This window comes from Pseudomonas sp. 91RF (assembly GCF_003576265.1).
In the GTDB taxonomy this organism is placed as follows: domain Bacteria; phylum Pseudomonadota; class Gammaproteobacteria; order Pseudomonadales; family Pseudomonadaceae; genus Aquipseudomonas; species Aquipseudomonas kribbensis.
The window spans coordinates 98,740-123,444 of record NZ_QWFC01000020.1; the positions used below are offsets into that span (position 1 = coordinate 98,740).

A 24,705-nucleotide genomic window follows, 5' to 3' on the forward strand; every position below is an offset into this window, starting at 1 on the left:
AGCGCGGCGAGGGAGTTTCTCCCTCGCCGCTGTGATTCAGAATCGGGTCTGCACGGCCAGTTCAAAGGTGCGCGGCGTGCCCAGGTAATACGCCGGCGACACATGGGCGAATTCGGCATACACCTCGTTGGTCAGGTTGCGCACCCGCCCGGTGACGGTGGTGTGCGAATCGACCTTGTAGCTGAGGAAACTCCCGAACAACGTGTACGACGGCACGGTCATGGTGTTGGCATTGTCCGCATACACCGAGGCCACATACCGCGCATCAACTCCACCTTGCCACTGTGCGGAGAAGTCATAGGTCAGCCACAGATTGCCGACCCGGTCCGGCACATTGGTCGGCGTGTTGCCCTTGCGGGAAATCACCACGCCGGCGGCGTTCTTCTCGTTGAACTCATCGTACTGCGCATCGACCCAGGCGAAGTTGCCCTCGGCCAGCAGCTTGTCGGTGATCCGCAGGGAGCTGGCAATCTCGATGCCTTTTGACGTCTGCTGGCCAACCGGAATGCTGTTGGTCGGGTCCAGTGGGTCCGTCACCGCGAAGTTTTTGCGCTCGATGGTGTAGGCGGCCACTGTCGCCGACCCACGTCCGTTCAGGTAGTCGAATTTGCTGCCGATTTCCCATTGCTTGCCCGTTGAAACATCGAAGTCCTGAGTACCACCGGGTTGCTCGGCGGCGGTGCTGTATTGCACGTAGACATTGGCTGACGGAATGAACTGATACGTCAGGCCGACGCGCCCGGTGACTGGTTCCCAGCTGCGCTTGAGGTGGCGCGGATTGCTCGCCGTCACCGTGCGATGGTTGGTAACGTCCAGGTCGATGTCGTCGTAGCGCAGGCCGGTGAGCAACAAAAGCTTGTCGGTCAGCGCCAGGCGGTTCTCGGCGAACAGGGCCTTGGTGGTGACCTCGTTGGTCTTGTCGCTGACAAAACCCGGCTTCGTGCCTGGAATGTCATAGAAGTGCCCCGGACGATAATTGTTCGGGTCCACGGTGCTGGCGCCTTTCACGTTCAGCGGCGAGTTGGTGGTCTGGTTGACCTTGTACTCGAAACCGCCGGACCAGGTGGTGGCGAGGCCGAACAGGGTGTTGTCATGGCGCAGTTCGAACTGGTTGCCGTCCTGCTCACCCTGATGCCGGACCTGATAGGCCGTGGAGCGGTTCACCGCGCTGTTGTCGGCGTTGTACTGGTAGGTTTCCAGGTTGCGGTAGTCGCGCTGGCTGTCGAGGTGATAGAGCGTGTTGCGCAGGGTCGTGCTGTCGTTGATCCGATAGTCGATGATCGAGCGCACCCAGATCGTCCGCTGCTCGTAGCGACCGTCCTCGACGTTGTAGTTGTTGAAGCGGTTGTGCCGGTCGATTTTCAACTCGCCAGCCTTGGGGTTGAGCACCGGGGTGCCCCAGTACGGGCTGTCTTCGTGTTCGTCCTGATATTCCAGGGCCAGGGTGTGCGACAGGTTTGGCGTCAGGTCGCTGAGCAGCGAGAACGCCATGCTCCAGGCATCGCGCTCCTGACGGTCGATGTAGCCATTGCTGGTGTTGTGGCTGACGTCGAGGCGCGCGTAATGCTGCACGTCGGCGCCGGGCTGGCTCAGGGCGTGATTGAGGCCGAACGCGGTTTCGGTGGTGTCGTAGGTGCCGTAGCTGACCCGGCCTTCGGCGGTTTGCTCGTCGCGAGTGGCCAGTTTGGTCACGTAGTTCAGCGAGCCGCCGACCGAGCCTGCGCCGTTGATCAGTGACGACGGGCCGCCGACCAGTTCCACCCGGTCATAAATCCACGAATCCACGGGGCGCGCGAGTCCGCCGGAAACGTTTACGCCGTTGAACATCTGGGTGATCTGGCTGCTGGTAAAACCGCGATAGGAGACGAATCCGCCAAAGCCCGGCGGTGCACTGGCGTTCACACCCGGCAAGGTGTTGGCCGCGTCCTGGAAGTTTTGCGACCCATGACGCTCGATGTCGTTGCGATTGGCGATGGCCACCGAAGCCGGGGTGTCGCGCACGCTCAAGCCGAGGCGTGAAGCCATGCCGCTGGACTGGTCGAGGCTCAGGCCCGGTTCGGCGGCGGACTCGCCGTCAATGGTGATCGGCGCCAGATCCACGGTGGATTGGGCCCAGGCGTTGACGGACAGGCAGCCGCACAGGCTCGCCAGCAAGGTAAGTTGTTTCATCGATTGAATCCTGAATGCTTGTCTAGGAGTCAGCGCACAGGCGAACGCCGCGCTTTGGCGCAGTGGGCTGACAAATCAAAAAGGCAAAGACACTCAAGCGAGCGGCGGGGCGCGGGGATTGGCCGAAGGCCAAGTGAAGCGGGCAGGGAGGTCGGCGCTGACGATGACCGGCAGCGGCGGGCTGTGTTGTTCCGGCAGGATCGCCAGGGTCAGGCTGGAGTTGAACGCCGGGCCCATGCCGCCGGTGGAGCACAGCGGGCAGCCGAAAGCCTTGGCCAGGGTTGGCAGTTTTTCTTCCGCGGGATTGGACGCGAGCGGCGCCTGGGTGCTCGGGTCGACGGCGCAGAACTGGCCACCGATTCCGTTGAGCTGCATCCCGACCATTTGCCCGTGACCGATACTGCAGGCGAACACGTTGAACAGGACGCAGCAATAGAGCATCCAGGCCAGCAGTGAGCGATCGGAACGGGTGAATTTCATGGGGCGGCACTTTACCGCACCGCCGACCGGTCGTGCACATGGAAAAATGCCGGCTAGGATGTTTTGTTCAAGCCTCTTGAAAGGATTCTCGACCATGACCTTTGTGTTGGCTCAATGGCTGGTGACGATATTTGCGGCGATCAGCCTGATGCATGTGTATTGGGCGATGGGTGGGCAGTGGGCGGCCGTAGCGGTGATTCCGCAGGTTCCGGCGGATAACGGTGGGCTGACCCTCAGGCCGGCGTTCAAACCGTCAGGCTGGATCACGCTGGTGGTGGCGGCGGCCCTGCTACTGATTGCCGCACTGGTGTGCATGAGGGTGGGCTGGTGGTTTTTGCCGGTGCATCACTGGGCGTTGCAGTGGGTGATCAGCGCGATTGCGCTGCTGATGTTTGCGCGGGCGATCGGCGATTCGGAACTGGTAGGTTTCTTCAAGGAGGTGAAAGGATCGCGGTTTGCCCGGCTCGACACGTGGGTCTACTCGCCGCTGTGTCTGATATTGGGAGCCGGGCTGTTGGCCGTTGCCTGGATCTAGCTGCCGCTCTCGGTGCGTCGGCTGCTCACTTCAGCCGGCACATCGTCGCCGGCCATGCGCTTGCGGAACAACGCAGCCCGCGCCAGCAGCAGGGTGGTTACCGGCACGGTGATCGCCAGCAGAATCGGGATCAGCCACGCGTGCAGCACCGGCCCGGACTTGAGCGCGGAAAAACAGATGATCGACGCCAGCGCCACGCACCACGCGCCGAGGGTCGAAGCCAGTGCCGGCGGGTGCATGCGCTGGAAATAGTCCTTCATCCGCAGCAGGCCGGTCGCGCCGATCAGGGCAAACACGCCGCTGAGTACCAGCAGGATCGCCACCGGGATTTCCACCCACAGAGACATTTCAGCGTTCATTCGATCACCTCGCCACGCAGCAGGAACTTCGCCAGGGCAAACGAGCCGACGAAACCGAACAGCGCGATCAGCAGCGCCGCTTCGAAATAGGTGTCGCTGGAGTAGCGAATCCCCAGGGTCAGCATCATCAGCATGGCGACGATGTACAGGTAGTCCAGCGCCAGTACCCGGTCCTGTGCCGATGGACCTTTGAACAGGCGGATCAGCGTCAGCACCATCGCCAGCGAGAACAGGAACAGCGTCAGCAGAATCGCATTCGACAGCAGCGGGCTCATTCGAAAATCTCCATCAATGGCTGCTCGTAAGTGACCTTGAAGTGCTCGATGAATTGCGCCTCGTCATCCAGATCCCAGACGTGCATCAGCAGAATGCTGCGATCCAGCGCCAGTTCCGACCACACCGTACCGGGCACCACCGTGCAGATCATCGACAGCGCTGCCAGTCCGTGGGCGTCGCGCAGGTCCAGCGGCACCTTGATGAAGCGTGATCGAGGCTGGCGACGACCCGCGTTGAGAACGCCCCAGGCCACTGCCAGATTGGAAACCACCACGTCACGCCCGACCATCAGGATCAGGCGCAAAATCACCCCGGGGCGACGGATACGGATCTGCTGCGGGCGCAGTTTGCGCATCATCAGCGGCGCGCAGAAACCCAGTGCCGCCCCCAGCAGCAGGTTGCCAGGGCTGATCGACAGGTTCAGCACCAGCCACAGCAACCACAATGCCAGCGACAGCCACGGAGCAGGAAACAGGCGCTTCATGGTTGCACCTCCAGCAGCGCAGCCTTGGCTTCCGGGCTAGGTACGGCGCGGGTGCCGAGCACCGCCATCACGTATTGCTGCGGGTTGTTCAACGCGTCTGCGGCGGCCTGGGTGTAACGCAGCAGCGGTTCAGCCTTGAAGGTCAGGGCGATGCTCAGGCCGAGCAGCAGGAATATCGGCGTGCATTCCAGTTTGCGCAACACGGGCGACGGGCGCTCCTCCGGCGACCAGAAGCGCTGGATGCCCAGTCGCGAGAACGCCATCAACGAGCCAAGCCCGGTGAGGATCAACAGTGCCAGCAACGCCCAGGAAGCCGTCGAGATCGGCTCGCCAGCGCCGAGCCCCAGCGGATTGAGCAGGGCGCCGATCAGGCTCAGTTTGCCAATGAACCCCGACAGCGGCGGCATGCCGATGATCAGCAGCGCACAGGCAATGAAGCTCAGGCCGAGGAAGGCCATGGTCCACGGAATCACCTGGCCGACCACAGCTTTCTGGTCATCGTCGAGGTTGATGCCCTTGACCGGCGGCTGCCATTGCTGCGGACGCGGCAGCAGTTCGTTTTCGTCTTCCAGCGGCACTTCGACGGCGGTGCGTGAACGTTCGATCAGTTCCGCCAGCAGGAACAGTGCGCTCAGAGCCAGAGTCGAGCTGACCAGATAGAACAGCGCCGCGCCGATCAGGTTCGGCTGGGCGAAACCCACGGCCGACAGCAGAATCCCCGCTGACACCAGGATGCTCAGGCTGGCCATGCGCTCCAGGCGTTGTGCGGCGATGATCGCCACGCCAGCGCAGAGCATGGTCGCCATGCCGCCGCAGATCAGCCAGTCACCGCCGAAGTAGGCCGAAGCGCCGGCCTGCCCGGAGAACAGCAGCGTCCACAGGCGCAGCAAGGTATAGACGCCGACCTTGGTCATGATCGCGAACATCGCCGCCACCGGCGCGCTGGCCGAGGAGTAGGCCGGCACCAGCCAGAAGTTCAGCGGCCACATTCCGGCCTTGGCCAGGAACGCCACCGCCAGGATCGCCGCGCCGGCATGCAGCAAACCACGGTCGGCTTCCGGCACCAGCGGAATCTTCATCGCAAGGTCAGCCATGTTCAACGTGCCGGTGACGCCATAGATCAGCGCTGCGCCAATCAGAAACAGCGAAGAGGCCAGCAGATTGATCGAAATGTAATGCAGCCCCGACGACACCCGCGCCCGGCCCGAGCCGTGGAGCAGCAAGCCGTAGGACGCCGCGAGCAACACTTCGAAGAACACGAACAGGTTGAACAGGTCCGCCGTCAGGAACGCGCCGTACAGGCCCATCAACTGAATCTGGAACAGCGCGTGGAAGCTCGACCCGGCGCCATCCCAGCGGGCCATGGCGAACAGCAAGGCGCTGACACCGATGATCCCGGTCAGCACCAGCATCAACGCCGACAGCCGATCGACCACCAGCACGATGCCGAATGGCACCTGCCAGTTACCCGGCAGGTAGACGCCGATGGAGCCGGGCACGCCGGTGGTCTGGGTCCATTGCAGCAACAGCAGGGAAACCACAAGGCCCAGCATGGTGGAGAACAGGTTGATCTTCGCCTTCAGCGGCCGGTGCTTTTCGCCAAGCATCAGCATGATGGCAGCCGTCAGCAGCGGTAGCAGGATCGGTGCGGCGATCAGGTGAGTCATCGCCGTCATTCCTTGGGCTCCCTTCCGTCAACGTGGTCGGTGCCGGTCAGGCCCCGTGATGCGAGCAGCACCACGAGGAACAGCGCGGTCATGGCGAAGCTGATGACAATGGCCGTCAGTACCAGTGCCTGGGGCAACGGGTCGGTGTAATTGAGCAGGTCCTGAGGCACTCCATCCTTGATGATCGGCTCCTTGCCGATGAACAGGCTGCCCATGCTGAAGATGAACAGGTTGACGCCGTAGGACAGCAGGCACAGGCCCATGACCACCTGGAATGTTCGCGGACGCAAGATCAGCCAGACCCCGGACGCGGCGAGCACGCCGATGGCGATTGCGATGACTTCTTCCATCAGACGGCTCCTTTGATGGCAGCGGTTTTGTGACCCCGGACCGATTGGTGGGCGAGGGCGGTGAGGATCAGCAAGGTCGAGCCGACCACCACGGCGTAGACGCCGATATCGAAGAACAGCGCGCTGGCGATATGGATATCGCCCAGTACCGGCAGACTGAAGTGCCAGGTGTGCGTGGTGAGGAACGGATAACCCACCAGCATCGCGCCGAGACCGGTGACCGTCGCGAACAGCAGCCCGGTGCCCATCCAGCGCAGCGGCCGCAGACTCATTTGCGCCTCGACCCATTGGGTGCCTGCGACCATGTATTGCAGGATGAACGCCACCGACATCACCAGGCCGGCAACGAAACCGCCACCTGGCTGGTTATGTCCACGCATGAACAGATAGAAAGACACCACCAGTGCAATCGGCAGCAGCAGGCGCACCAGCACCGCCGGCACCATCATGAAACCGAGTGCGGTGTCGCTGGCCGAACGCGGGTTGACCAGATCGGTGACCACGTCCGGCGCCAGCAGGCGTTGCTGGGCTGGCAGTTGCAGGCTTTCTTTCGGCGGGCGGAAGCGGCGCAGCAGGGCGAATACGGTCAGCGCCACGGCCACCAGTACGGTGATTTCGCCGAGGGTGTCGAAACCACGGAAGTCCACCAGCATCACGTTGACCACGTTGCTGCCGCCGCCTTCAGGCAAGGCGCGGCTCAGATAGAACGAGGAAATGTCGTTCGGGGTCTGCCGGGTCAGCATCGCGTAGGACAGCAGCGCCATGCCACCGCCGACGGCAATCGACAGCAGCAAGTCGCGCAAACGCCGGACCCGGGCCTTGCGCAGGCTGCTCGGCAACGGCGAAACCTCTTCGATCCGCCGTGGCAGCCAGCGCAGGCCGAGCAGGATCAGCACTGTGGTTACCACTTCGACCACCAGTTGCGTCAGGGCCAGGTCCGGCGCCGAGAACCAGACGAAGGTCACACAGGTCATCAGGCCGCAGACGCTGACCATGGTCAGGGCGGCGAGACGGTGATACTTGGCTTGCCACGCGGCGCCGAGGGCGCAGGCGATTGCCAGCAGCCACAGGGTCACGAACACGATGGAACCGGGAATCTTCGGCCGGTCGCCCCAGCTCAGGCTGCTGTGCAGCATCGGGATCAACCCGGCGAGCACCGCCGCCAGCACCATCAGGAACAGTTGGGTTTGCAGGCGTTTGGTGCCGATCCGCCGCTCCAGTCGCCGAGCCAGACGCATCATCGCCACCAGGCTGCGCTCGAACAGGCGCTTGCCGTTGAAGCGGCCCACCAGCGGCGGGAACCTGAAGCGGCCGCGCTTGAGCTGATTGCGCAATAGCAGATAGACCACGATGCCGCCGGACATGGCGATCAGGCTCATGATCATCGGTGCGTTGAGACCATGCCAGATCGCCAGGCTGTATTCCGGGAGCACGCCACCGACTACCGGCAGTGCAGCGGCGGCCAGCAACGGGCCGACGATCTGGGCCGGGAAAATCCCTACCAGCAGGCAGGTGAATACCAGCAGTTCAACCGGAGCGCGCATCCAGCGTGGCGGTTCGTGCGGGGTGTGGGGCAGGTCGGTGGCGGTGGGGCCGAAGAACACGTCGACGGTGAAGCGCAGCGAATAGGCAACGCTGAACGTGCCGGCGATGGTCGCGACGATTGGCAGTGTCGCTTCAACCCACGCGGTGGCGTTGATGAACACGGTTTCGGCGAAGAACATTTCTTTCGACAGGAAGCCGTTGAGCAACGGTACGCCGGCCATGGACGCACTCGCCACCATTGCCAGCGTGGCGGTGAACGGAATCAGTTTGAACAGGCCGTTGAGCTTGCGGATGTCGCGGGTGCCACTTTCGTGGTCGATGATCCCGGCGGCCATGAACAGCGAAGCCTTGAAGGTCGCGTGGTTGAGAATGTGGAACACCGCCGCGACGGCGGCCAGCGGACTGTTCAGGCCCAGCAGCAACGTGATCAGGCCGAGGTGGCTGATGGTCGAGTAGGCCAGCAGGCCCTTGAGGTCGTTCTGGAACATCGCGCAGTACGCGCCGAGCAACAGAGTGGCGGCGCCAGCGCCGCTGACGATGTAGAACCATTCTTCGCTGCCGGACAGCGACGGCCACAACCGCGCGAGCAGGAAGACCCCGGCCTTGACCATGGTCGCCGAGTGCAGATAGGCCGAAACCGGTGTCGGCGCCGCCATCGCGTGGGGCAGCCAGAAGTGGAAGGGGAACTGGGCGCTTTTGCTGAGGGCGCCGATGAGAATGAGGGGAAGCAGGATGGGGTAGAGGGCATGTGCACGAATCAGATCGCCGGCGGCCAGGACCTTGTCCAGGTCATAGCTGCCGACCACATGGCCGAGGATCATGACCCCCGCCAGCAGGCACAATCCTCCCGCGCCGGTGACCATCAACGCCATGTAGGCGCCGCGCCGGGCGTCGTGACGGTGGTGCCAGTAGCCGATCAACAGGAACGAGAAGAGGCTGGTCAGTTCCCAGAAGAACACGATCTGGATCAGGTTTCCGGAGATCACCAGCCCGAGCATGGCGCCCATGAACGCCAGGAAGAATGCGAAGAAACGCGGCACCGGGTCATCCGGCGACATGTAATAACGGGCATATAAGGAAACGAGGGTGCCGATGCCCAGCACCAGCATCGAGAACAGCCAGGCAAAGCCGTCCATGCGCAGGACAAAGTTCAGCCCCAGGCTGGGCAGCCACGTGAACTCTTCGCGGATCACGCCGCCGTGGGCGATTTGCGGGTACAGCATGGCGACCGAGACAGTACCGATCAAAGCGACCAGGCCTGCCAGCAGGGATTCGGCGTTACGTGCGTTGTGCGGCAGCACGGCTGCCAGACAGCTGCCCACAAAAGGCAGAAGCAGTAGAACTATCAGGGACATAGGCTTCTAATCTGCGGAAGTTTGTGAAGCATCATACGTGCCAGCTCCCGGATCGCCAAACGCGAGGATGTCTCTGAATCCTACAAGGTAGTCGTAAAAACCTCGCTTAGCCTTCTGTCTTGCGCTCGAACTCTTCTGTGACCGCTTGTGTCGCTTTGCCCTTGGTCTTCAACTCACTGACAATCACCGCTGCCACAATCAGTCCCGCACCCACCAATGCAATTGCAGGCAGACGCTCGCCGGCAATCCGCCCGGCGATCCCGGCCCACACCGGCTCACCGGCGTAGATCAAGGTCGCGCGGGTTGGCGAAACACTTTTCTGCGCCCAGTTCATGGCCACCTGAATGGCTGCACTCATCGCGCCCAATCCCAGGGCTGTGCTCAGCAGCAGCCAGGAAAAGTCGGGAATCGCCTCACCGGTCGGCACCACCATCAGAAACGACAATGCCGAAGTCGTCGCCAATTGCACCACCGTCACCCGGCGCACATCGACCTGGCCCGCATAGGTGCTGATCAGGATGATCTCCGCCGCTATGGCGATGGCGCTGATCAGCGTGGCGATTTCACCGGGACTGAAATTCAACGAAGCCCCGGACGGCCCCGACAGCAGCATCAATCCGGTAAACGCCAGCATGATGCCGATGCTCGGCATCAAGCCCGGACGCCGGCCCAGCACCAGCCATTGCAGCAATGGCACAAACGGCACGTACAGCGCAGTGATGAACGCTGATTGACTGCTCGGGATGCTCTGCAAGCCAACGGTCTGCAAACCATAACCGAGCAGGATTGCCACGCCGATGAAGGCGCCGGCCTTGAGTTCGAACAGGGTCAGCTCACGCAGGTGCTTCCACGAAAACAGCGCCACGATGCTCGCCGCGGCGGCAAAGCGCAGGCCGACGAAAAACATCGGGCCGCTGACGGTCATCGCGTGCTGCACCAGCAGAAAGGTGCCGCCCCACAGCATGGTGATCAGCACCAGCACACACTCGGCTTTGCTGAACCGGGAAAACCGCAGGGGAGTTTGAGTGGGGTTGGCTGACGTCATGATCTTGCGCACTTTTAAGGAGGGGACGCACAATGCGCCAAATGTTGCGCAGTATACTGCCCAACCCCAGCCAGTGAGCAATATAGTGCACAAAGATTCTGTTCAGCGGGCTTCGGTCCTGCAACACGTCAGCCAGAACGTCCGGCGCCTGCGTCACGCCGCCGACATGAGCCAGACGGCCCTCGCGGAAAAGTCCGGGGTCAGTCGGCGCATGTTGGTGGCGATAGAGGCCGGCGAGAAAAACGTCAGCCTGACCACCCTCGACCGCGTCGCCGAAGCCCTCGAAGTAGCCTTCAGCGATCTGATCCAGGCCCCGGACAATCGTGACCCGAGCCGGATCAACGAACTGGCCTGGGCCGGCAGCATTCCCGGCAGCAAAGCGGTGTTGTTGTCGAAGGCTGCCGCGACCCGTGAAGTGGAACAGTGGGAGTGGTGCCTGCAACCGGGGGAGGTCTATCCCTCGCAAGCGGATGCCGAAGGCTGGAGCGAGCAGATTTTCGTGTTCGAGGGCTGCCTGACTCTGATGCTCGGCGACGAGCCGCAGCACATCGCTGCCGGTGAGTTTTTCATGTTCGCCAGTAACCAGCCGCACACCTATCGCAATGACGGAGAAGTCGCGGCGCGTTTCGTGCGCAATGTGGTGATCTGACTGTTGCCGGGCCGACAGCGGATAAACAGTTTGCTCTATCTTGCGTGCATATTGCTTTAGGTTGTTATCTCAATATATTGATAAATAAAGAAAATATATTCAGGCATGACTCCTGCTATGGGTTCTGGATCCTTATCCGGAACCACGGAGTCGCCTCACATGACCGCTTCAAATCAAACCTCTAAACGCCTCCCGAAAATCGGGAGTACCTTCTGATGCCCCGCGAAATCCGCCTCAACGCCTTCGACATGAACTGCGTCGGCCACCAGTCGCCGGGCCTGTGGGCGCATCCGCGTGACCGTTCCTGGCAGTACAAGGATCTGGAGTACTGGACCGATCTGGCGAAAATCCTCGAGCGCGGCAAGTTCGACGGCTTGTTCATCGCCGACGTGCTGGGCATCTACGACGTGTACAACGGCAATGGCGAAGCCGCCATCCGGCAGGCGGCTCAGGTGCCGGTCAACGATCCGTTGCAACTGATCCCGCCAATGGCGCTAGTCACCGAGCACCTGGGGTTCGGCCTGACCGCTTCGTTGTCATTCGAGCATCCGTATCCGTTCGCCCGACGCCTGTCGACCCTCGACCACCTGACCAAGGGCCGTGCCGGCTGGAACATCGTCACCTCTTACCTGGAAAGCGGCGCGAAGAACATCGGGCAGCAAGCTCAGACCGAGCACGATGCGCGTTACGACTTCGCCGAGGAATACCTGGAGGTCTGCTACAAGCTCTGGGAAGGCAGTTGGGAAGAGGGCGCGATTCTGCGGGATCGCGAACGGCGGATTTTCAGTGACCCGAGCAAAATCCACGAGATCCGCCACCACGGTAAACACTTCCAGGTGCCGGGCATTCACCTCTGCGAACCGTCGCCGCAGCGCACGCCAGTTCTGTATCAGGCCGGCGCCTCCAGCCGGGGCAAGCAGTTTGCCGCCAAGCATGCCGAATGCGTGTTTGTCGCGGCACCGTCCAAGGTGCTGCTGAAGAAGACCGTAGCCGACATCCGTCGCCGCGCCGCCGAGGCCGGGCGCGATCCGTCGACGATCCTGATCTTCAACCTGCAAACCGTGATCCTCGGCGAGACCGACGCCAAGGCCAAAGCCAAGTTCGAAGAGTACAAGTCCTGGGTCAGCTACGAAGGCGCGATGGCGCTGATTTCCGGCTGGACCGGCATCGACTTCAGCCGCTTCAAAGCGGATGAACCGCTCAAGCACGTTCACACCAACGCGATTCAATCAGCAGTCGAGGCATTTTCCACGGCGGATCCGAACAAGGTCTGGACCCCCAACGAACTGGCCGACTGGGTCGGCATCGGCGGTTTCGGCCCGCTGTTCGTCGGCAGCCCGGAAACGGTGGCGGACCTGCTACAGGAATGGGTCGAGGAAACCGACGTCGATGGCTTCAATCTGGCCTATGCATTGACCCATGAAACCTTTATCGACGCCGTGGAATTGCTGGTGCCTGAATTGCAGAAGCGCGGCGTCTACAAGACCGATTACGCGCCGGGGACGTTGCGCGAGAAGCTGTTTGGTCAGGGGGACAGGTTGCCGGAGATTCATCCGGGCAGCGGGTATCGAAATCTGGGTGAGCTGCATCGGCGCGAGAAAAAGGTCGCGACTGTCTAGACTCGCTCGCAGCGTCTGCACGACACTGACTTGAGCAAACCCTTGGCAGCGAGAACGGCATGACTCAATCCGATACGACCGCGATCCGTCACGCCGACATCCTGATTGTCGGCGGCGGCCTCAGTGGCGCAATGCTGGCGGTTCAACTGCTGCGCCTGCCGGGCCGGCGGCAGATTCTGGTGATCGAGCCCCGGGCCGAACTGGGCCGGGGTGAAGCGTACAGTGCGGTGGAACTGGGCCACACGCTCAACGGTAACGCGGCGCGGATGAGCGTCGATCCGGACAACGCCGACGACCTGACTCAATGGCTGACCGCTCACATTGCCGCTGGCGGCTGGCCGGAGTCGGATCAGCAACATGTGCCGGTCAGTGAACTGTTTCCACCACGGGGGCTGTTCGGTGTCTACGTGCAGCAGCGACTAGCTGAAGCGCAGCAGGTGGGCGCGCAGCATGGTTCGACGGTCGAGCATGTGCGCGCCGAAGTGGTCGATGTTCAGGTTTTCAGCGATTCCGTGCAGCTCACTTTGAGTGACGGCCAGCCATTGCAGGGCGCTTTCGCAGTACTGGCGACGGGTATGTTCCCGGCTGCCCGTACACCGCAAAAGGAGTCCAGCGGCCTCAACGCGGCGGCGCTCGATCCGTGGGATGTGAGCGCCATGCGCCAGCTCGATCCGCAATCGACGGTACTGATCATCGGCTCCGGCCTGACCATGGTCGATGCCGTGGTTTCGCTGGAACAGGCCGGGCATCGCGGGCCGATCGAGGTGTTTTCCCGGCATGGGCTGCTGCCCCATGTCCGTCGTCAGCCGCCGGCGTGGGCGGACTTCCTCGCCGAGGATCACAGCATCCGCACGCCACGTCAGTTAGTGCGTGAGTTGCGCCGGCATTGTCGGGAAGCAATCGAGCAAGGTATCGACTGGCAGGCGCCGCTGGATACGGTGCGCGCGCACATCGGCCGGTTGTGGAGCCAGGCGAGCGACGTGCAGCGCCGGCAGTTCGTGCGGCATGTGCGGCCGTGGTGGGAAAGCCATCACCATCGTTCGCCGCCGCTGAGTGCAGAACTGGTCGAACGTTTGCATCGTGAAGGGCGTCTGCGGATTCACGCTGCGTCCTATAAAGGCCTTGAGCTAGTGTCGGGCGGTAGCGTCGGCATTCGCATCCGTCGTCGGGGTGATAGTGAAACACATGTGGTGCAAGGCGCGGCGCTGATCAATTCCAGTGGTATCGAATACGACTGGCGCCGGGTTGACCGGCCCTTGCCGCAGCAGTTGCTGGCCCGTGGGCTGGTACAACCGGGGCCGTTGGCGTTGGGCATCGCGGCGGCAGTGGACGGGGCGGTGCTGGATGCGCAGGAAGGGGTGTCACTACGACTGTTCGCGATGGGCCCGCCACTGAGAGGGATGTGGTGGGAAAGTACGGCGGTGACCGATGTTGCGTCGCAGGCCAAGGCGTTGGCCGCACGGCTGGTGGCTCAATAGTCGTAGGCGAATCCGGAGTCGTTTTGCGCGACGTAAAGATTCTGCTCCACACTGCCCCTGGCCTCACGGTCAATGCCAACGGTGTCGACATTCAAGGTGCCGGTCATGGCGACAGCGGGTCCGTGGCCGTGTGCACTGGCGATTGCGGCGGAAGTGGCACCGATCAGGGCGACGATAAACCCAAGGGCAATGAAGTCTTTCATGGGTCTGTACCAGAAAGTGGGAGGAAGATGACTGCCACTTTAGGGCCACCGGCGCCAGAAGAAAAAACACCTTTTCAGATAGTTGTTATCAAAGACGTTGATGCGTGATCAGCGCGGCAGGGTATTGCTCAGCCAGCGCTGGCGCATTTTCTCCAGACGACCGTCGGCGCGCAGCGTGTCCAGCGCTTGCTGCCAACGTGCGACCTGCTTTGGATCGGTCTGGCGGGAGAACGCGATATAGGTGTCGCGCTTCATCAGCGGTATCTGATATTGCAGGCGGCCCGGCTCCATGCCCTGTTCGCGGGCGAGGGACGCGCTGGACAGCGTGTCGGACACCACGAAGTCCGTTCGTCCGAGACTGAACAGGCGCATCATCTGCTCCGGGGTTTCCACGCCGTAGAGGTTGCTCAGGTCCTGTTCCTGCAGATAGCTGTAGACCAGCCATTTGCGCGGCACGGTGATCCGCCCCAGGTGATCGGCCTCGCGCAGGCTGCGGACCGGTGGCTGGAAGTTGTCGTGGGCATATAGCGCGGTTTCCATTTCGATCAGCGGCCCGACCCATTGGTAGCGGTCATCCCGTGCGTCGGTGCGCAGCACGGTAAATACACCGGTGTCCGGCGTCTCGCTGGCCATGCGCAGGGCACGCAGCAGTGGCACTTGTTGCAGATGAACTCGATCGCCGGTCTGCGCTGCCAGGGCCTGCACCACATCCACGCCGAAGCCCACCAGTTGATCGCCCTGAAGGAAATGCAGCGGAGGATGGTTGTCGGTGAGCAGTTGCAGATCTGCCGCATTGGCTGTCAGGGCCAGAAGAGACAACAGGCAGGCGGCAAAACGTTTCATGGATCGTCCCTGAAAATTCAATCGCCCAGCTTAGTACGCGCGCGCGGTGGCTGTCGTGGGGAATCAGCGGGGCTTTTGTGTCAGAGAACAGGGCAGTTTGGTAGTGGCGATGCGCCTTGTGGGAGCGCGTGTGCTCCCGCAAGGCTGCATCCATCACGAAGGGTCAGGACACCACGCGATAGCACGGCACATAAGCCGCGCCGCCCGGCAGTTTCATCCGGTGCTGGGCGACGAAGGCTTTGAGCAGCAGATCGAGCGGCTGCATGATCGCGGCGTCGCCACGGATCTGGTACGGGCCGTGTTCTTCGATCAGGCGAATGCCCTTGTCCTTGACGTTGCCGGCAACGATCCCGGAGAAGGCGCGGCGCAGGTTGGCTGCCAGTTCATGGGCCGGCTGATCGCGGTGCAGCTTCAGGTTGGCCATGTTTTCGTGGGTCGGGTCGAACGGACGCTGGAAGCCTTCGTCGATCTTCAGCAGCCAGTTGAAGTGGAACGCATCGTTGCGCTCGCGGCGGAACTGTTTCACCGCTTTGAGGCCGGCAGTCATCTGCCGCGCCACTTCGGCCGGGTCGTCGATGATGATTTCGTAGTGCTTTTTCGCCGCTTCGCCGAGGGTGGCGGTGACGAACGCGTCCAGTTGTTCCAGATACGGCGCGGCATGTTTCGGCCCGGTCAGGATCACCGGGAACGGCAGGCCGGCGTTGTCCGGGTGCATCAGGATGCCCAGCAGATACAGGAATTCTTCGGCAGTACCGGCGCCGCCCGGGAAGATGATGATGCCGTGGCCGACGCGGACGAAGGCTTCCAGGCGCTTTTCGATGTCCGGCAGGATCACCAGCTCATTGACGATCGGGTTCGGCGCTTCGGCGGCGATGATGCCCGGCTCGGTCAGGCCCAGGTAGCGGCCGCCGTGAATGCGTTGCTTGGCATGGGCGATGGTCGCGCCTTTCATCGGGCCTTTCATCACGCCGGGGCCGCAGCCGGTGCAGATGTCGAGGCTGCGCAGGCCCAGTTCGTGGCCGACTTTCTTGGTGTATTTGTATTCTTCGGTGTTGATCGAGTGGCCGCCCCAGCACACGACGATTTTCGGCTCGACGCCCGGGCGCAGAGTGCGTGCGTTGCGCAGCAGGTGGAAGACGTAGTCGCTGATGCCCTGGGAGGTGCTGAGGTCGATGCTCAGGGCGTCGAGCTCGTTTTCGGTGTAGACGATGTCACGCAGGGCGCTGAACAGCATTTCCCGGGTGCTGGCGATCATTTCGCCGTCGACGAAGGCGTCGGCCGGGGCGTTCAGCAGTTCCAGGCGCACGCCGCGATCCTGCTGGTGGATGCGGATTTCGAAGTCCTTGTAGGCTTCCAGAATGGTTTTTGCGTTGTCGACATGGGCGCCGGTATTGAGGATTGCCAGGGCGCACTGGCGAAAGAGGGTGTAGGTGCTGCCGGTTCCGGCCTGGCTCAGTTGCTGAACTTCACGTTGGGAAAGGGTTTCCAGGCTGCCTTTTGGGCTGACCGAGGCATTGATTACGTGTCGTTGGGTCATGCAGTGATCCTTAAAACGATGTCATTGCCGGCCTGGCCAATGGCATCCGAATAGAGTGTATCCAAGAATGAAGATGGCACGATCTGCGTGGTATCGCCATGTCCCCCGCTGGACGATGAAAAGATGAAAAGGAGCTCCAGCATAGCTAAATCCGCCTCAGAGGCGATAATGCGCCGGCCTCTTTTTATTTCAAGCCATGGAAGCCTGTCACGATGTTCGAGATTCAACCGATCGATGCCATAACCTATCGCCAGCAGACCCGGCGCAGCACGCTGATTATCGCGGTGCTGTTCCTGGTGCTGGCGATGGCGTTTTCGACCGTGGCGGTGGCGCTGTTCGGCGAGCCGGGCGGGGATAACCTGCGGTTCAATGTCGGCGGGGGGTTCGGCGCATTTCTGCTGACGGCGGCGTTGTTGCGCGGGCGATTCTGGACCCAGAGCTGGATGGCCCCGGCGGTGTACGGCTGGCGGCTCAAGCGTAGCCTGATGAGCGTCACCAATGTCATGCATCAGCTGACGGCGGCGGTCGAGAAGGGCGATCCGACGGCGATGAAGGTGCTGCGTTTTTATCACATCGGACTGACGCAGATGCATGAACTGGACGGCAACTCCAGCGATCAAGGGCAATTGCACCGGGAAGTCGAAGCACACAAGGCGCGGATGGAAGCGCTCGGTCTGGACACCGATCAGACGCGCCTCGATCCGGCCTGGCTGGAAACCTTGAAGTCGCGTTAAAACGGGACGCGTGCAGCGCGGCGCTGTTGCCACTGGCGGATCAGGCGCCCGTACACCAGCAGGTTGATCGCCAGCACCACGCTGCCCAGTGCCAGCTGAATCTGCGGGGTCAGCCCTGCGGGGTAGATGATCGGCCAGACGTAATGCTCGATGAAGCCGCCGGCGTATTCGGTCTGCCCGGCGGCGTGACGCATCAGGTTTTCCCAGTAGGTCAGCGGACAGCTCAGGTGCAACACCTCGACCATCACACCCCAGGTGGCGGCCGGCAGATGCAGCCAGGCCACCCGGTGCCACTTGAGCACCAGCAGCCCGCCGAACAGCACGAACAGAATGAAGGAAAGGTGAAACAGCACCAGCCCGTCGGCGGCAATTCGATACAGCATGTCGTCTCCCTGACGCAGATGTGAATGGCTGTCATGGTACGCCGCTAATCGGTTTGCAGCTGGAAGAATTCTGGCAACTGCGCAAGATTGTTCAAGCCATGAAAAGGCATTTGCTGGCAGAGTCCGGGGTCTTGTCTCACGGTTGAAGAGCGTTATGTCTGACTCATTAATGCCGCGCAGTGCCTTTCTTCGCGGAGCCGCGGCGATCATGCCGTTATCTCTGGCGACCGCGCCGTGGGGGCTGCTGGCCGGCTCCATGGCGATCGAAGCCAACCTCACGCCACTGCAAGGGCAGGGCTTGTCCACCATCGTGTTTGCCGGTGCTGCGCAACTGGTGGCGATCGGCATGCTCAAGGGCGGTGCCGGGATTTTCTCGATTCTGCTGACCACGCTGCTGCTGACGTCGCAGCATTTGCTCTACGGCATGAGCATGCGCCACGTGATTTCGCCGTTGCCGGGTCGCTGGCGCATCGGCCTGGGTTTTTTGCTCACCGACGAACTGTTCGCCCTGACCAGCCAGCACGACCGTCAGCAATTCAATCGCTGGTATGCCCTAGGCGTCGGCCTGACGTTCTACATCGCCTGGAATCTCTTCACCCTGGCCGGCATCGTGCTTGGCAGCAGCATTCCGGGGCTTGAGCACCTGGGGCTGGATTTCTCGATTGCCGCGACCTTTATCGCGCTGATCACGCCGGTGGTGCGCAATGTGCCGACCGTGGTCTGCGTGGCGGTGTCACTGTTCTGCTCGGTGCTGTTCAGTTACTGGCAGTGGGGTTCGGCGCTGGTGCTGTCGGGGTTGGCGGGAATGATGGCCGGGTTTATCTGCAACAAGCTGTATCGGGAGCGCACATGATGATCTGGGCAGTGATTTTCGGCATGGGAATTCTGGTGTTCCTCAACCGCTATGTGTTTCTTGAGCCGCGCCTGCCGGTGCGTTTGAGCAGCAATGCGCGGCAGTTTCTGGGTTTCGCCGTACCGGGCATGTTGACCGCGATTTGCGGGCCGATTGTGTTCATGCCGGACAAACAGCTGAATTTGCAGTGGGACAATCCCTATTTGCTGAGTTCGTTAGTCGCCATCGGACTCGTGATCTACACGCGTAATACGTTGCTTAGCATGCTGTTGAGCATGGCGTTCTTCTTTCTGTTGCGCTGGTGGTTGTAAGTTGCCTGTCTGAATCTGTTCTACGCTGTAAGGATGACTGATGACTTATGACAGCGAGGTGAACATGGCAACGGAGCAGCAACGTCCCGAAGAAGATGAAGAACCGAGCGAAGAAGAGATCGAGCGGGAGAAACACAAGGAGCAGACCTGGAAACATGACGACAGCCGCGAGTTGTCCGATCGCGACCAGGAACGCCCGCTGAAACCCTGAACGCCACAACGAAAAAGCCCCGCGATGGCGGGGCTTTTTCGTTTCATCAAAGATCGTCCAGTTGTGTGAAATCGGGGTGTGAGGCCCGATAACCCAAGGTCTTGTCGATCCAGGCATTCAGCTCGTTGACCATCACCGGCGGGTGGCAGGGATAGTTTTGGAGAGTGGTGCGCAGGAGGCGGTCGATCTCGGGTACGTCACGCAGGTTTCGAGTCTTTATGTAGTGGGCGATAAAACAGTCGAGTTGAAAGCGTTCTGTCATGGACAGATAAATACACTCCAGGCCGTTGGCCTGTTTGATTGCAAAATCGTCGCGCAACTTAGTTCTCTGCAAGGCTTGTAAGTTTGTAGGGTATTCCCGGTTTGTTGACTCTTTGGTCAACTGGTATGCCAATAGGAAATGCGGCGCGCATGCTATCTGTAGTGTTACTAAATGTATGTATGACGATTGAAATGTCAGACAGGCGGTTGGTTTTAATCAAACGACCGATTCAATGATTGTTTCGAGTTTGAAACACTGACTGTAACGAACGGTTCTCACTTGCTGCGTGATATCAATTTGACTCACGTCTTCCGACTATTCGAGAGACGTGCCGGCCCACAAAATATTTAAGCCACTACTTCAATCAACTCCGCACCCTGATTGCGTGAGTTGCCGACAGCTTTGCCGACTTTGTGCCATTCGAACGCTTCGCTGCCCAAGCCTTCGAACAGGAGCATTTGCTCGGCACGCTCCACGGGCGTGGCGGGGTCGAGCCATTCCCGCGCGCCCTCGGCAGACAACACGATGGGTCGGCGATCATGCAGATCGAGCAAGCCACCTGCGCTGTCGGCGGTGATGATCACAAAGCCGTCGTCTTCCCGAGGTTCTGATCCGGGTGTCGGAAACTGGCCGATGGCGGCGCAGAAAACCGGCTGATGATCGAGTCGATGGATCAGCCAGGGTTGGCGGTTCGTGTCCGGTCCGTCGACCCACTCGAACCAGTTGTCGACAGGCACGATCAGGCGATGACGCCAGATCGCCCGGAAGAACGAACCGTGGACGACTTTTTCGACCCGCGCATTGATCGGTGCCGCGCGATCCCTGGCCCAGTGCGGGCGCCAGCCCCAGCGCAGGTTGTCGGCGTACAAGCGTTGTTCGTGTTGATGAAGAATGGCCAGCGCGGTGGTGGGCGCCGCGTTGTAGCGCGCCAGCGGTGCATCACCGACGTGATTGATCAGCGCATCGGGAATGCTCAGCACCGCGACGAAATCGTGGATGCCCCGGTACTGCGAGAGTCTTCCGCACATCGGCCGAACCTCCGGCGAACACTGCCTGAAGGTTCAGCTTAGTTGTGCGAGTCAGTCCTTGCTGCCCTGGCCGGTAAAGGTGTCGCGCCAGGCCAGCCAGCGGTGTTCAAGTGTGGCGAGCAGGCCGTCGCTGAGTTTGCCCAGCAGCGCCAGAACGATGATCGCCGCCAGCACGATGTCCGGACGCGAGGTTTCGCGCCCGTCACTCAGCAGATAACCCAGGCCTTTGGTCGCCGCGATCAGTTCGGCCGCCACCAGAAACATCCACGCCAGACTCATGCCGCTGCGCAGCCCGGTGAACAGGCCGGGCAGGGCGGCGGGCAGCAGAATCCGCCGTACCAGTTGCAGACGACTGAAACCATAGATGTGACCGACTTCCACCAGTTTGCGGTCGATGTTGCGAATCGCCGCGACCACGTTGACGTACACCGGGAAGAACGCGCCGATGGCGATCAGGACGATTTTCGAGGTCTCGTCGATGCCCAGCCACAGCAGCAACAGCGGCACCCAGGCCAGGCTGGGAATCGAGCGCAGCGCGGCGAACGTCGGCTCCAGGTATGACTCGGCCTCGCGGCTCAGGCCGACCCACGCGGCAAACACCAAGGCCAGGCTCGCGCCGATGGCAAACCCGATCAGCACGCGAATCAGGCTGGCACCGATGTGTTTCCACAGTGCGCCTTCGGCCAGATCGGTAAGGGTCAGGGCGACCTCGCTCGGCGCAGGCATCTGATAGGACGGCAGCCAGCCGACGCGCACGATGATCTCCAGCGCGATCACGATCAGCAGCGGCAGGGCCAGCCCTTTAAGGCGCCGCCGCCAGAGCGGATTCAGCGGCCGGTTTTGTCGGCGGGGCAGCGGCACGGTGAGGCGGGCGGGCAGGTCATTGCTCATGGGCGGTTCTCCGCTCACGACAAATCCGCGACGGGCGCGGATTTGTCGTGAGCCTGATCGGTTACTGGGCGGCGGCGACTTGCTGGAAACCGGTGTCGATCAATTGATCGATGACCTGATCGACATTCACCCCACGACGCACCAGCTCTTCGGAGACCAGAATCGGCGCGGCGGCTTTCGAGGCCAGTACGTCCTTGGCGGTGAGTTGCGGGCTGCTCAGGTCGGTGCGCGACAGTTGCAGTCTGGCCACGTCCAGTGGCAGGCCGGATTCGCTGGCGAGCAATTTGGCCAATTCATCGGGATTTTTCACCGACCATTCGCGAGCCTGTTCATAGGCTTTGATCACGGTGTCGATGGTTTGCGGATGTTCCTTGGCGTATTGCTCGGTGACGCTGACCACACCGTAGCTATTGAAGTCGCGATTGCGATACAGCAGGCGCGAACCGGCCTGTACCTGGCTGGCGGCCATGTGCGGATCGAGGCCGGCCCAGGCGTCGACGTCACCTTTCTCCAGCGCGGTGCGGCCGTCCGGGTGTTGCAGGTGCACCAGCTCCACGTCGTCCTTTTTCAGGCCGGCCTGTTGCAGGCTGCGCAGGGTGAACAGGTACGGGTCGGTGCCTTTGGTGGCGGCGATTTTCTTGCCCTTGAGGTCGGCGACGGTCTGAAGCGTCGAGTCCTTGCGCACCACCAGTGCGGTCCACTCGGCGCGACTGTAAACGTACACCGATTTGATCGGGCTGCCGTTGGCACGGCTCAGCACTGCCGCGAGGCTGGCCGACGAGGCGAAATCCACGCCGCCGCTGTTGAGGTACTCCAGCGAACGGTTGCTGCCCTGGCTCAGTACCCAGCTGATCTTGCTCTGGGGCAGGGCCTTTTCCAGATAGCCCAAATGTTTCAGCGCCAGGCTGACGGGGGAGTAATAGGCATAGTCCAGATGCACTTCGGCGGGCGGCGTTTCCGCTGAGTGGGCGAGAGGTTGCAGGCTCAGGGCCACAGCGCAGGCCGCGAGCAGCGTTTTGATGCGGGAAAACGGTAAGCGGGATTTCATGGGCACGCTCCGGCAAGGCAACAATTTCTTATGTCCAGAAAGATATTTTTATCGAATGCTTCCTGCATGAATGGAATATTGCAGGCTCTGTGCCATATTCCCCGAGTGCCGTGTTTACGGGGTTTTGATGCGATTTACGCACTTTGAACTGTTGCCGGGAAAACACTGTGCCGTGCCACTGTTGCCAGGCCAACAGCGGTTGTCGGTGGTACTGAGCTTATTCTCTAATCGAATTTCAAATGCAATTTACAAGAGCGTTATGGTCTATAAAAAATCCCCTTTGCAGGACTCGCCATGAAGCTCTCCCGTTTCCTACGCGCTGCTTTGACCAGCGCCTTGATTGCATCGCCACTGACTTACGCAGCCGAACCTGTGGTCCTGCACGTCGGTGACCAGAATTACTACAACATCCGCGCCTCGGTAGAAGCTTCCGGGGTATTGAAGGACGCGCCATACACGGTCGACTGGAAACATTTCCAGGCCGCCGCGCCGTTGGCCGAAGCGTTACAGACCGGTTCGCTGGATCTGGGCTTTCTCGGTGATTCGGGTTTTCTGTTCCTCGCCGCGAAACAGGCACCGGTGAAACTGATCGGCGTGTCGCGGCAAAACCCGGACACCATCGCTTTGTTGGTGCCCAAGGATTCGCCGGTGAAAACCATCGAGGATCTGAAAGGCAAGAAAGTCGCCTACTGGCCGGGTGCCTGGAGCCAGCAGTTGACCTTGCGCGCACTGGAGCAGAATGGGTTGCCGGAGAATTACGTCGACTTCGTCAAACTGATGCCGATTGACGCGGCAGCGGCATTACCTCAGGGCGGCATTGATGCCTTCCCGGTGTGGGAGCCGTACATTTCCCAGCAGATCGTGTTCTCCGGTGCGCGACCTATTCTGACCGCAAAAAACCTGATGCCGGGGTTGAGCGCCATCGCCGCTTCCGCGCCGTCCATCGACAGCAAGCGTGAGGCGATTGCCGACTTTCTCGGGCGCCTGAAGCAGGCCCGGGCCTGGGTCGACAGCCACACCGACGAATACGCGGACTTGTGGGCGAAGAAAGCCAATCTCGATCAAGAGGTCTCGCGGCACTGGTTGCGCCAGGCGCACATGTCGGTCGGCCCGGTGGATCAACAAGCCGCTGCCGACCTGCAAGGCACTGCGGACTTCCTGTTCAAGGTCAAGGCGTTGCCGGCTCCGCTGACCACTGCGGGGATTATCGATACCTCGTTCCGGCAGGCATTGGCGCACTGAGTGAGCACCGGAACAAAACCCTGTTATCTTTATCCAACCTCGGCCCATTTCGGTGGGTCGCAGGGAGGCAGCAGCGGCGAGGGAGTTTTGCCAATCGACAACGTGACTGCAACGGTCGGGCTCAAGGCAAAACATGAAACTCTGGTTCAAGCTTTTCTGCGCTGCGTCCATCATCACCGGGCTGGCCGGTTGCATTGCCGCTCCCATCGAACTGACCGCGCAAACCCGCTCGCGGCTGGATGCGCAGGCGCCGGTCAGGTTTCTGCTGACCTTCGATGACGGCCCCAGCGCTTCGAGTTTCTACAACCCCACCGAAACCGTGCTCGACAGCCTGAAAGACAACCCTTTGCAGCCGAATATCAAAGCGGTGTTTTTCGTCCAGACCCGTGCTCCGAGGGCCGGCAACAGCGAAATCGGCCGGCGGATCATGCATCGCGAGCACGATGAAGGGCACATTCTCGGATTTCACACCGCCACGCATTGGCACACCAACCACCGTTCGCTCGATCCGCAGGAGCTTGAAACCTCACTGACCAACGGCACGGCGGACATCGCAGCGATCACCGGCGCTCCACCGATTTTGCTGCGCCCACCTTTCTGGAACTACGACAAACGTACGTTCGCGGCCTATCAGCGACACGGTCTGCATGTATTGCTCACGGACCTGAGCGCCAACGACGGCAAGATCTGGGGCTTCAACGGCAGCCCCAGACGCCGCGCGAACATGCTGCGTCAGCTCTCGGAGGTGCGTGAGCGAATCGCCCTCGGTGAATTGCCGACGGTGGACGGGGTGATTCCGGTGGTGGTGACGTTCCATGATCTCAACCGCTATACCGCACGACATGCCCGCGAGTATCTGCAGATTCTGCTCGACAGCGCTGCTGCCACAGGCGTGCGCCTGGCCGATAAACCGTTCTACGACGATCACGCACTGCTGGAAAAAGCGGCACTGGCGCGTACGGTGCAGAAGAGCTCGGATCCGGTGCAATTGCCGGGGATCTGGAACTGGATCTGGGGGCGCGACGCCAACTGATCGGTGTTGCGCAAGGATGTGAAGCGGTTGGCATTTTCTGCGATCGAGCGCTCGCGCAAGGTCGAAAAAGCTCATCTATGCTCAATCGATCGACCGATCCTTCGCCCGCGAGGCG

At 61.3% G+C, this 24,705-nt stretch carries 27 protein-coding genes; 10 read left to right on the forward strand and 17 right to left on the reverse strand.

The window, feature by feature from the left end; genetic code table 11:
* Positions 1 to 36: 36 nt before the first annotated feature.
* Positions 37 to 2,169 carry a TonB-dependent siderophore receptor gene (locus DXT77_RS08775; protein ID WP_119427353.1) on the reverse strand — a complete coding sequence of 711 codons (2,133 nt, stop codon included), beginning with the start codon at positions 2,167 to 2,169 and terminating at the stop codon, positions 37 to 39.
* A gap of 93 nt (positions 2,170 to 2,262) precedes the next feature.
* Entirely contained in the window at positions 2,263 to 2,649 is a 387-nt protein-coding gene (locus tag DXT77_RS08780; protein WP_119427354.1) for a DUF2946 domain-containing protein, read from the reverse strand.
* Positions 2,650 to 2,743: 94 nt separating this feature from the next.
* Here DXT77_RS08780 and DXT77_RS08785 point away from each other — a divergent pair, with 94 nt between their 5' ends.
* Entirely contained in the window at positions 2,744 to 3,184 is a 441-nt protein-coding gene (locus DXT77_RS08785; RefSeq protein WP_119427355.1) for a DUF3995 domain-containing protein, read from the forward strand.
* Here DXT77_RS08785 and DXT77_RS08790 read toward each other — a convergent pair.
* From DXT77_RS08790 to DXT77_RS08820, 7 genes are all read right to left on the reverse strand, one after another.
* Positions 3,181 to 3,543, reverse strand: a complete 363-nt coding sequence (locus DXT77_RS08790) for a Na+/H+ antiporter subunit G (protein WP_119427356.1) — start codon at positions 3,541 to 3,543, stop codon at positions 3,181 to 3,183. The two genes, DXT77_RS08785 and DXT77_RS08790, sit on opposite strands and share 4 nt — an antisense overlap.
* On the reverse strand, positions 3,540 to 3,818 hold the full coding sequence (locus tag DXT77_RS08795; RefSeq protein ID WP_003225959.1) for a K+/H+ antiporter subunit F: 279 nt from the start codon (positions 3,816 to 3,818) through the stop codon (positions 3,540 to 3,542). Before DXT77_RS08795 ends, DXT77_RS08790 begins: the two co-directional genes overlap by 4 nt.
* The gene (locus tag DXT77_RS08800; RefSeq protein WP_119427357.1) at positions 3,815 to 4,303 is read right to left on the reverse strand and encodes a Na+/H+ antiporter subunit E; all 489 of its coding nucleotides are present in this window, start codon (positions 4,301 to 4,303) and stop codon (positions 3,815 to 3,817) included. Before DXT77_RS08800 ends, DXT77_RS08795 begins: the two co-directional genes overlap by 4 nt.
* Positions 4,300 to 5,979: a monovalent cation/H+ antiporter subunit D gene (locus DXT77_RS08805; RefSeq protein ID WP_119427358.1), complete on the reverse strand. Its 1,680-nt coding sequence runs from the start codon at positions 5,977 to 5,979 to the stop codon at positions 4,300 to 4,302. The genes DXT77_RS08800 and DXT77_RS08805 overlap by 4 nt, the downstream gene beginning before the upstream one ends.
* Positions 5,976 to 6,320, reverse strand: a complete 345-nt coding sequence (locus DXT77_RS08810) for a Na+/H+ antiporter subunit C (protein ID WP_003192163.1) — start codon at positions 6,318 to 6,320, stop codon at positions 5,976 to 5,978. Before DXT77_RS08810 ends, DXT77_RS08805 begins: the two co-directional genes overlap by 4 nt.
* Positions 6,320 to 9,220, reverse strand: a complete 2,901-nt coding sequence (locus DXT77_RS08815) for a monovalent cation/H+ antiporter subunit A (protein WP_119427359.1) — start codon at positions 9,218 to 9,220, stop codon at positions 6,320 to 6,322. Before DXT77_RS08815 ends, DXT77_RS08810 begins: the two co-directional genes overlap by 1 nt.
* A 106-nt stretch (positions 9,221 to 9,326) precedes the next feature.
* Positions 9,327 to 10,265, reverse strand: a complete 939-nt coding sequence (locus DXT77_RS08820) for a DMT family transporter (RefSeq protein WP_119427360.1) — start codon at positions 10,263 to 10,265, stop codon at positions 9,327 to 9,329.
* A gap of 85 nt (positions 10,266 to 10,350) precedes the next feature.
* Here DXT77_RS08820 and DXT77_RS08825 point away from each other — a divergent pair, with 85 nt between their 5' ends.
* The 3 genes from DXT77_RS08825 (at position 10,351) to DXT77_RS08835 (ending at position 14,011) form a co-directional block, all read left to right on the forward strand.
* A complete protein-coding gene (locus tag DXT77_RS08825; protein ID WP_119427361.1) occupies positions 10,351 to 10,914 on the forward strand; it encodes a helix-turn-helix domain-containing protein in 564 nt (187 codons plus the stop codon).
* Between the two features lie 215 nt (positions 10,915 to 11,129).
* Entirely contained in the window at positions 11,130 to 12,533 is a 1,404-nt protein-coding gene (locus tag DXT77_RS08830; RefSeq protein WP_119427362.1) for an LLM class flavin-dependent oxidoreductase, read from the forward strand.
* A gap of 59 nt (positions 12,534 to 12,592) precedes the next feature.
* A complete protein-coding gene (locus tag DXT77_RS08835; protein WP_119427363.1) occupies positions 12,593 to 14,011 on the forward strand; it encodes an FAD/NAD(P)-binding protein in 1,419 nt (472 codons plus the stop codon).
* Here DXT77_RS08835 and DXT77_RS08840 read toward each other — a convergent pair.
* The 3 genes from DXT77_RS08840 to ppnN form a co-directional block, all read right to left on the reverse strand.
* The gene (locus DXT77_RS08840; protein WP_114883715.1) at positions 14,005 to 14,214 is read right to left on the reverse strand and encodes a hypothetical protein; all 210 of its coding nucleotides are present in this window, start codon (positions 14,212 to 14,214) and stop codon (positions 14,005 to 14,007) included. The two genes, DXT77_RS08835 and DXT77_RS08840, sit on opposite strands and share 7 nt — an antisense overlap.
* A gap of 108 nt (positions 14,215 to 14,322) precedes the next feature.
* Positions 14,323 to 15,057: an ABC transporter substrate-binding protein gene (locus tag DXT77_RS08845; protein ID WP_119427364.1), complete on the reverse strand. Its 735-nt coding sequence runs from the start codon at positions 15,055 to 15,057 to the stop codon at positions 14,323 to 14,325.
* A gap of 163 nt (positions 15,058 to 15,220) precedes the next feature.
* Entirely contained in the window at positions 15,221 to 16,594 is a 1,374-nt protein-coding gene (ppnN, locus tag DXT77_RS08850) for a nucleotide 5'-monophosphate nucleosidase PpnN (RefSeq protein ID WP_119427365.1), read from the reverse strand.
* 212 nt (positions 16,595 to 16,806) lie between these two features.
* Here ppnN and DXT77_RS08855 point away from each other — a divergent pair, with 212 nt between their 5' ends.
* Positions 16,807 to 17,328, forward strand: coding sequence for a DUF3087 domain-containing protein (locus tag DXT77_RS08855; RefSeq protein WP_119427366.1), 522 nt, complete (start codon positions 16,807 to 16,809; stop codon positions 17,326 to 17,328).
* Here the strand turns inward: DXT77_RS08855 and DXT77_RS08860 are convergent.
* Positions 17,325 to 17,711: a DUF2784 domain-containing protein gene (locus DXT77_RS08860; protein ID WP_119427367.1), complete on the reverse strand. Its 387-nt coding sequence runs from the start codon at positions 17,709 to 17,711 to the stop codon at positions 17,325 to 17,327. The two genes, DXT77_RS08855 and DXT77_RS08860, sit on opposite strands and share 4 nt — an antisense overlap.
* Before the next feature lie 154 nt (positions 17,712 to 17,865).
* On the opposite strand from DXT77_RS08860, the gene DXT77_RS08865 reads away from it, so the two are divergent.
* From DXT77_RS08865 to DXT77_RS29805, 3 genes are read left to right on the forward strand one after another with little or no spacing between them, the layout of a single operon-like run.
* Entirely contained in the window at positions 17,866 to 18,564 is a 699-nt protein-coding gene (locus DXT77_RS08865; protein ID WP_085711402.1) for an AzlC family ABC transporter permease, read from the forward strand.
* A complete protein-coding gene (locus tag DXT77_RS08870; RefSeq protein ID WP_167443797.1) occupies positions 18,564 to 18,875 on the forward strand; it encodes an AzlD domain-containing protein in 312 nt (103 codons plus the stop codon). Before DXT77_RS08865 ends, DXT77_RS08870 begins: the two co-directional genes overlap by 1 nt.
* Before the next feature lie 40 nt (positions 18,876 to 18,915).
* On the forward strand, positions 18,916 to 19,086 hold the full coding sequence (locus DXT77_RS29805) for a hypothetical protein (protein ID WP_158593090.1): 171 nt from the start codon (positions 18,916 to 18,918) through the stop codon (positions 19,084 to 19,086).
* Between the two features lie 46 nt (positions 19,087 to 19,132).
* On the opposite strand, the gene DXT77_RS08875 is transcribed toward DXT77_RS29805, so the two are convergent.
* From DXT77_RS08875 to DXT77_RS08890, 4 genes are all read right to left on the reverse strand, one after another.
* Positions 19,133 to 19,405, reverse strand: coding sequence for a hypothetical protein (locus DXT77_RS08875; RefSeq protein WP_085711400.1), 273 nt, complete (start codon positions 19,403 to 19,405; stop codon positions 19,133 to 19,135).
* Between the two features lie 290 nt (positions 19,406 to 19,695).
* A complete protein-coding gene (locus DXT77_RS08880; RefSeq protein WP_119427368.1) occupies positions 19,696 to 20,376 on the reverse strand; it encodes an SOS response-associated peptidase family protein in 681 nt (226 codons plus the stop codon).
* A 51-nt stretch (positions 20,377 to 20,427) separates the two neighbouring features.
* A complete protein-coding gene (locus DXT77_RS08885) occupies positions 20,428 to 21,267 on the reverse strand; it encodes an ABC transporter permease (protein WP_119427369.1) in 840 nt (279 codons plus the stop codon).
* Positions 21,268 to 21,328: 61 nt separating this feature from the next.
* Positions 21,329 to 22,315 (reverse strand): aliphatic sulfonate ABC transporter substrate-binding protein, encoded by a 987-nt coding sequence (locus DXT77_RS08890; protein ID WP_119427370.1) that lies wholly within the window; start codon positions 22,313 to 22,315, stop codon positions 21,329 to 21,331.
* Between the two features lie 294 nt (positions 22,316 to 22,609).
* Between DXT77_RS08890 and DXT77_RS08895 the strand changes: the two genes are divergently transcribed.
* Together DXT77_RS08895 and DXT77_RS08900 are read left to right on the forward strand one after the other, a co-directional pair.
* Entirely contained in the window at positions 22,610 to 23,557 is a 948-nt protein-coding gene (locus DXT77_RS08895) for an ABC transporter substrate-binding protein (protein ID WP_119427371.1), read from the forward strand.
* Between the two features lie 133 nt (positions 23,558 to 23,690).
* Positions 23,691 to 24,590, forward strand: coding sequence for a polysaccharide deacetylase family protein (locus tag DXT77_RS08900; protein WP_119427372.1), 900 nt, complete (start codon positions 23,691 to 23,693; stop codon positions 24,588 to 24,590).
* Positions 24,591 to 24,705 lie beyond the last annotated feature (115 nt).

Coding starts and splice junctions, on each gene's coding strand:
- DXT77_RS08860 (WP_119427367.1), bottom strand. CDS start 17,711: ATGCTGTATCGAATTGCCGCCGACGGGCTGGTGCTGTTTCACCTTTCC.
- DXT77_RS08800 (WP_119427357.1), bottom strand. CDS start 4,303: ATGAAGCGCCTGTTTCCTGCTCCGTGGCTGTCGCTGGCATTGTGGTTG.
- DXT77_RS08790 (WP_119427356.1), bottom strand. CDS start 3,543: ATGAACGCTGAAATGTCTCTGTGGGTGGAAATCCCGGTGGCGATCCTG.
- DXT77_RS08885 (WP_119427369.1), bottom strand. CDS start 21,267: ATGAGCAATGACCTGCCCGCCCGCCTCACCGTGCCGCTGCCCCGCCGA.
- DXT77_RS08810 (WP_003192163.1), bottom strand. CDS start 6,320: ATGGAAGAAGTCATCGCAATCGCCATCGGCGTGCTCGCCGCGTCCGGG.
- DXT77_RS08775 (WP_119427353.1), bottom strand. CDS start 2,169: ATGAAACAACTTACCTTGCTGGCGAGCCTGTGCGGCTGCCTGTCCGTC.
- DXT77_RS08805 (WP_119427358.1), bottom strand. CDS start 5,979: ATGACGGCGATGACTCACCTGATCGCCGCACCGATCCTGCTACCGCTG.
- DXT77_RS29805 (WP_158593090.1), top strand. CDS start 18,916: ATGACTTATGACAGCGAGGTGAACATGGCAACGGAGCAGCAACGTCCC.
- DXT77_RS08780 (WP_119427354.1), bottom strand. CDS start 2,649: ATGAAATTCACCCGTTCCGATCGCTCACTGCTGGCCTGGATGCTCTAT.
- DXT77_RS08785 (WP_119427355.1), top strand. CDS start 2,744: ATGACCTTTGTGTTGGCTCAATGGCTGGTGACGATATTTGCGGCGATC.
- DXT77_RS08845 (WP_119427364.1), bottom strand. CDS start 15,057: ATGAAACGTTTTGCCGCCTGCCTGTTGTCTCTTCTGGCCCTGACAGCC.
- DXT77_RS08900 (WP_119427372.1), top strand. CDS start 23,691: ATGAAACTCTGGTTCAAGCTTTTCTGCGCTGCGTCCATCATCACCGGG.
- DXT77_RS08865 (WP_085711402.1), top strand. CDS start 17,866: ATGTCTGACTCATTAATGCCGCGCAGTGCCTTTCTTCGCGGAGCCGCG.
- ppnN (WP_119427365.1), bottom strand. CDS start 16,594: ATGACCCAACGACACGTAATCAATGCCTCGGTCAGCCCAAAAGGCAGC.
- DXT77_RS08870 (WP_167443797.1), top strand. CDS start 18,564: ATGATCTGGGCAGTGATTTTCGGCATGGGAATTCTGGTGTTCCTCAAC.
- DXT77_RS08890 (WP_119427370.1), bottom strand. CDS start 22,315: ATGAAATCCCGCTTACCGTTTTCCCGCATCAAAACGCTGCTCGCGGCC.
- DXT77_RS08835 (WP_119427363.1), top strand. CDS start 12,593: ATGACTCAATCCGATACGACCGCGATCCGTCACGCCGACATCCTGATT.
- DXT77_RS08895 (WP_119427371.1), top strand. CDS start 22,610: ATGAAGCTCTCCCGTTTCCTACGCGCTGCTTTGACCAGCGCCTTGATT.
- DXT77_RS08815 (WP_119427359.1), bottom strand. CDS start 9,220: ATGTCCCTGATAGTTCTACTGCTTCTGCCTTTTGTGGGCAGCTGTCTG.
- DXT77_RS08820 (WP_119427360.1), bottom strand. CDS start 10,265: ATGACGTCAGCCAACCCCACTCAAACTCCCCTGCGGTTTTCCCGGTTC.
- DXT77_RS08830 (WP_119427362.1), top strand. CDS start 11,130: ATGCCCCGCGAAATCCGCCTCAACGCCTTCGACATGAACTGCGTCGGC.
- DXT77_RS08795 (WP_003225959.1), bottom strand. CDS start 3,818: ATGAGCCCGCTGCTGTCGAATGCGATTCTGCTGACGCTGTTCCTGTTC.
- DXT77_RS08855 (WP_119427366.1), top strand. CDS start 16,807: ATGTTCGAGATTCAACCGATCGATGCCATAACCTATCGCCAGCAGACC.
- DXT77_RS08840 (WP_114883715.1), bottom strand. CDS start 14,214: ATGAAAGACTTCATTGCCCTTGGGTTTATCGTCGCCCTGATCGGTGCC.
- DXT77_RS08880 (WP_119427368.1), bottom strand. CDS start 20,376: ATGTGCGGAAGACTCTCGCAGTACCGGGGCATCCACGATTTCGTCGCG.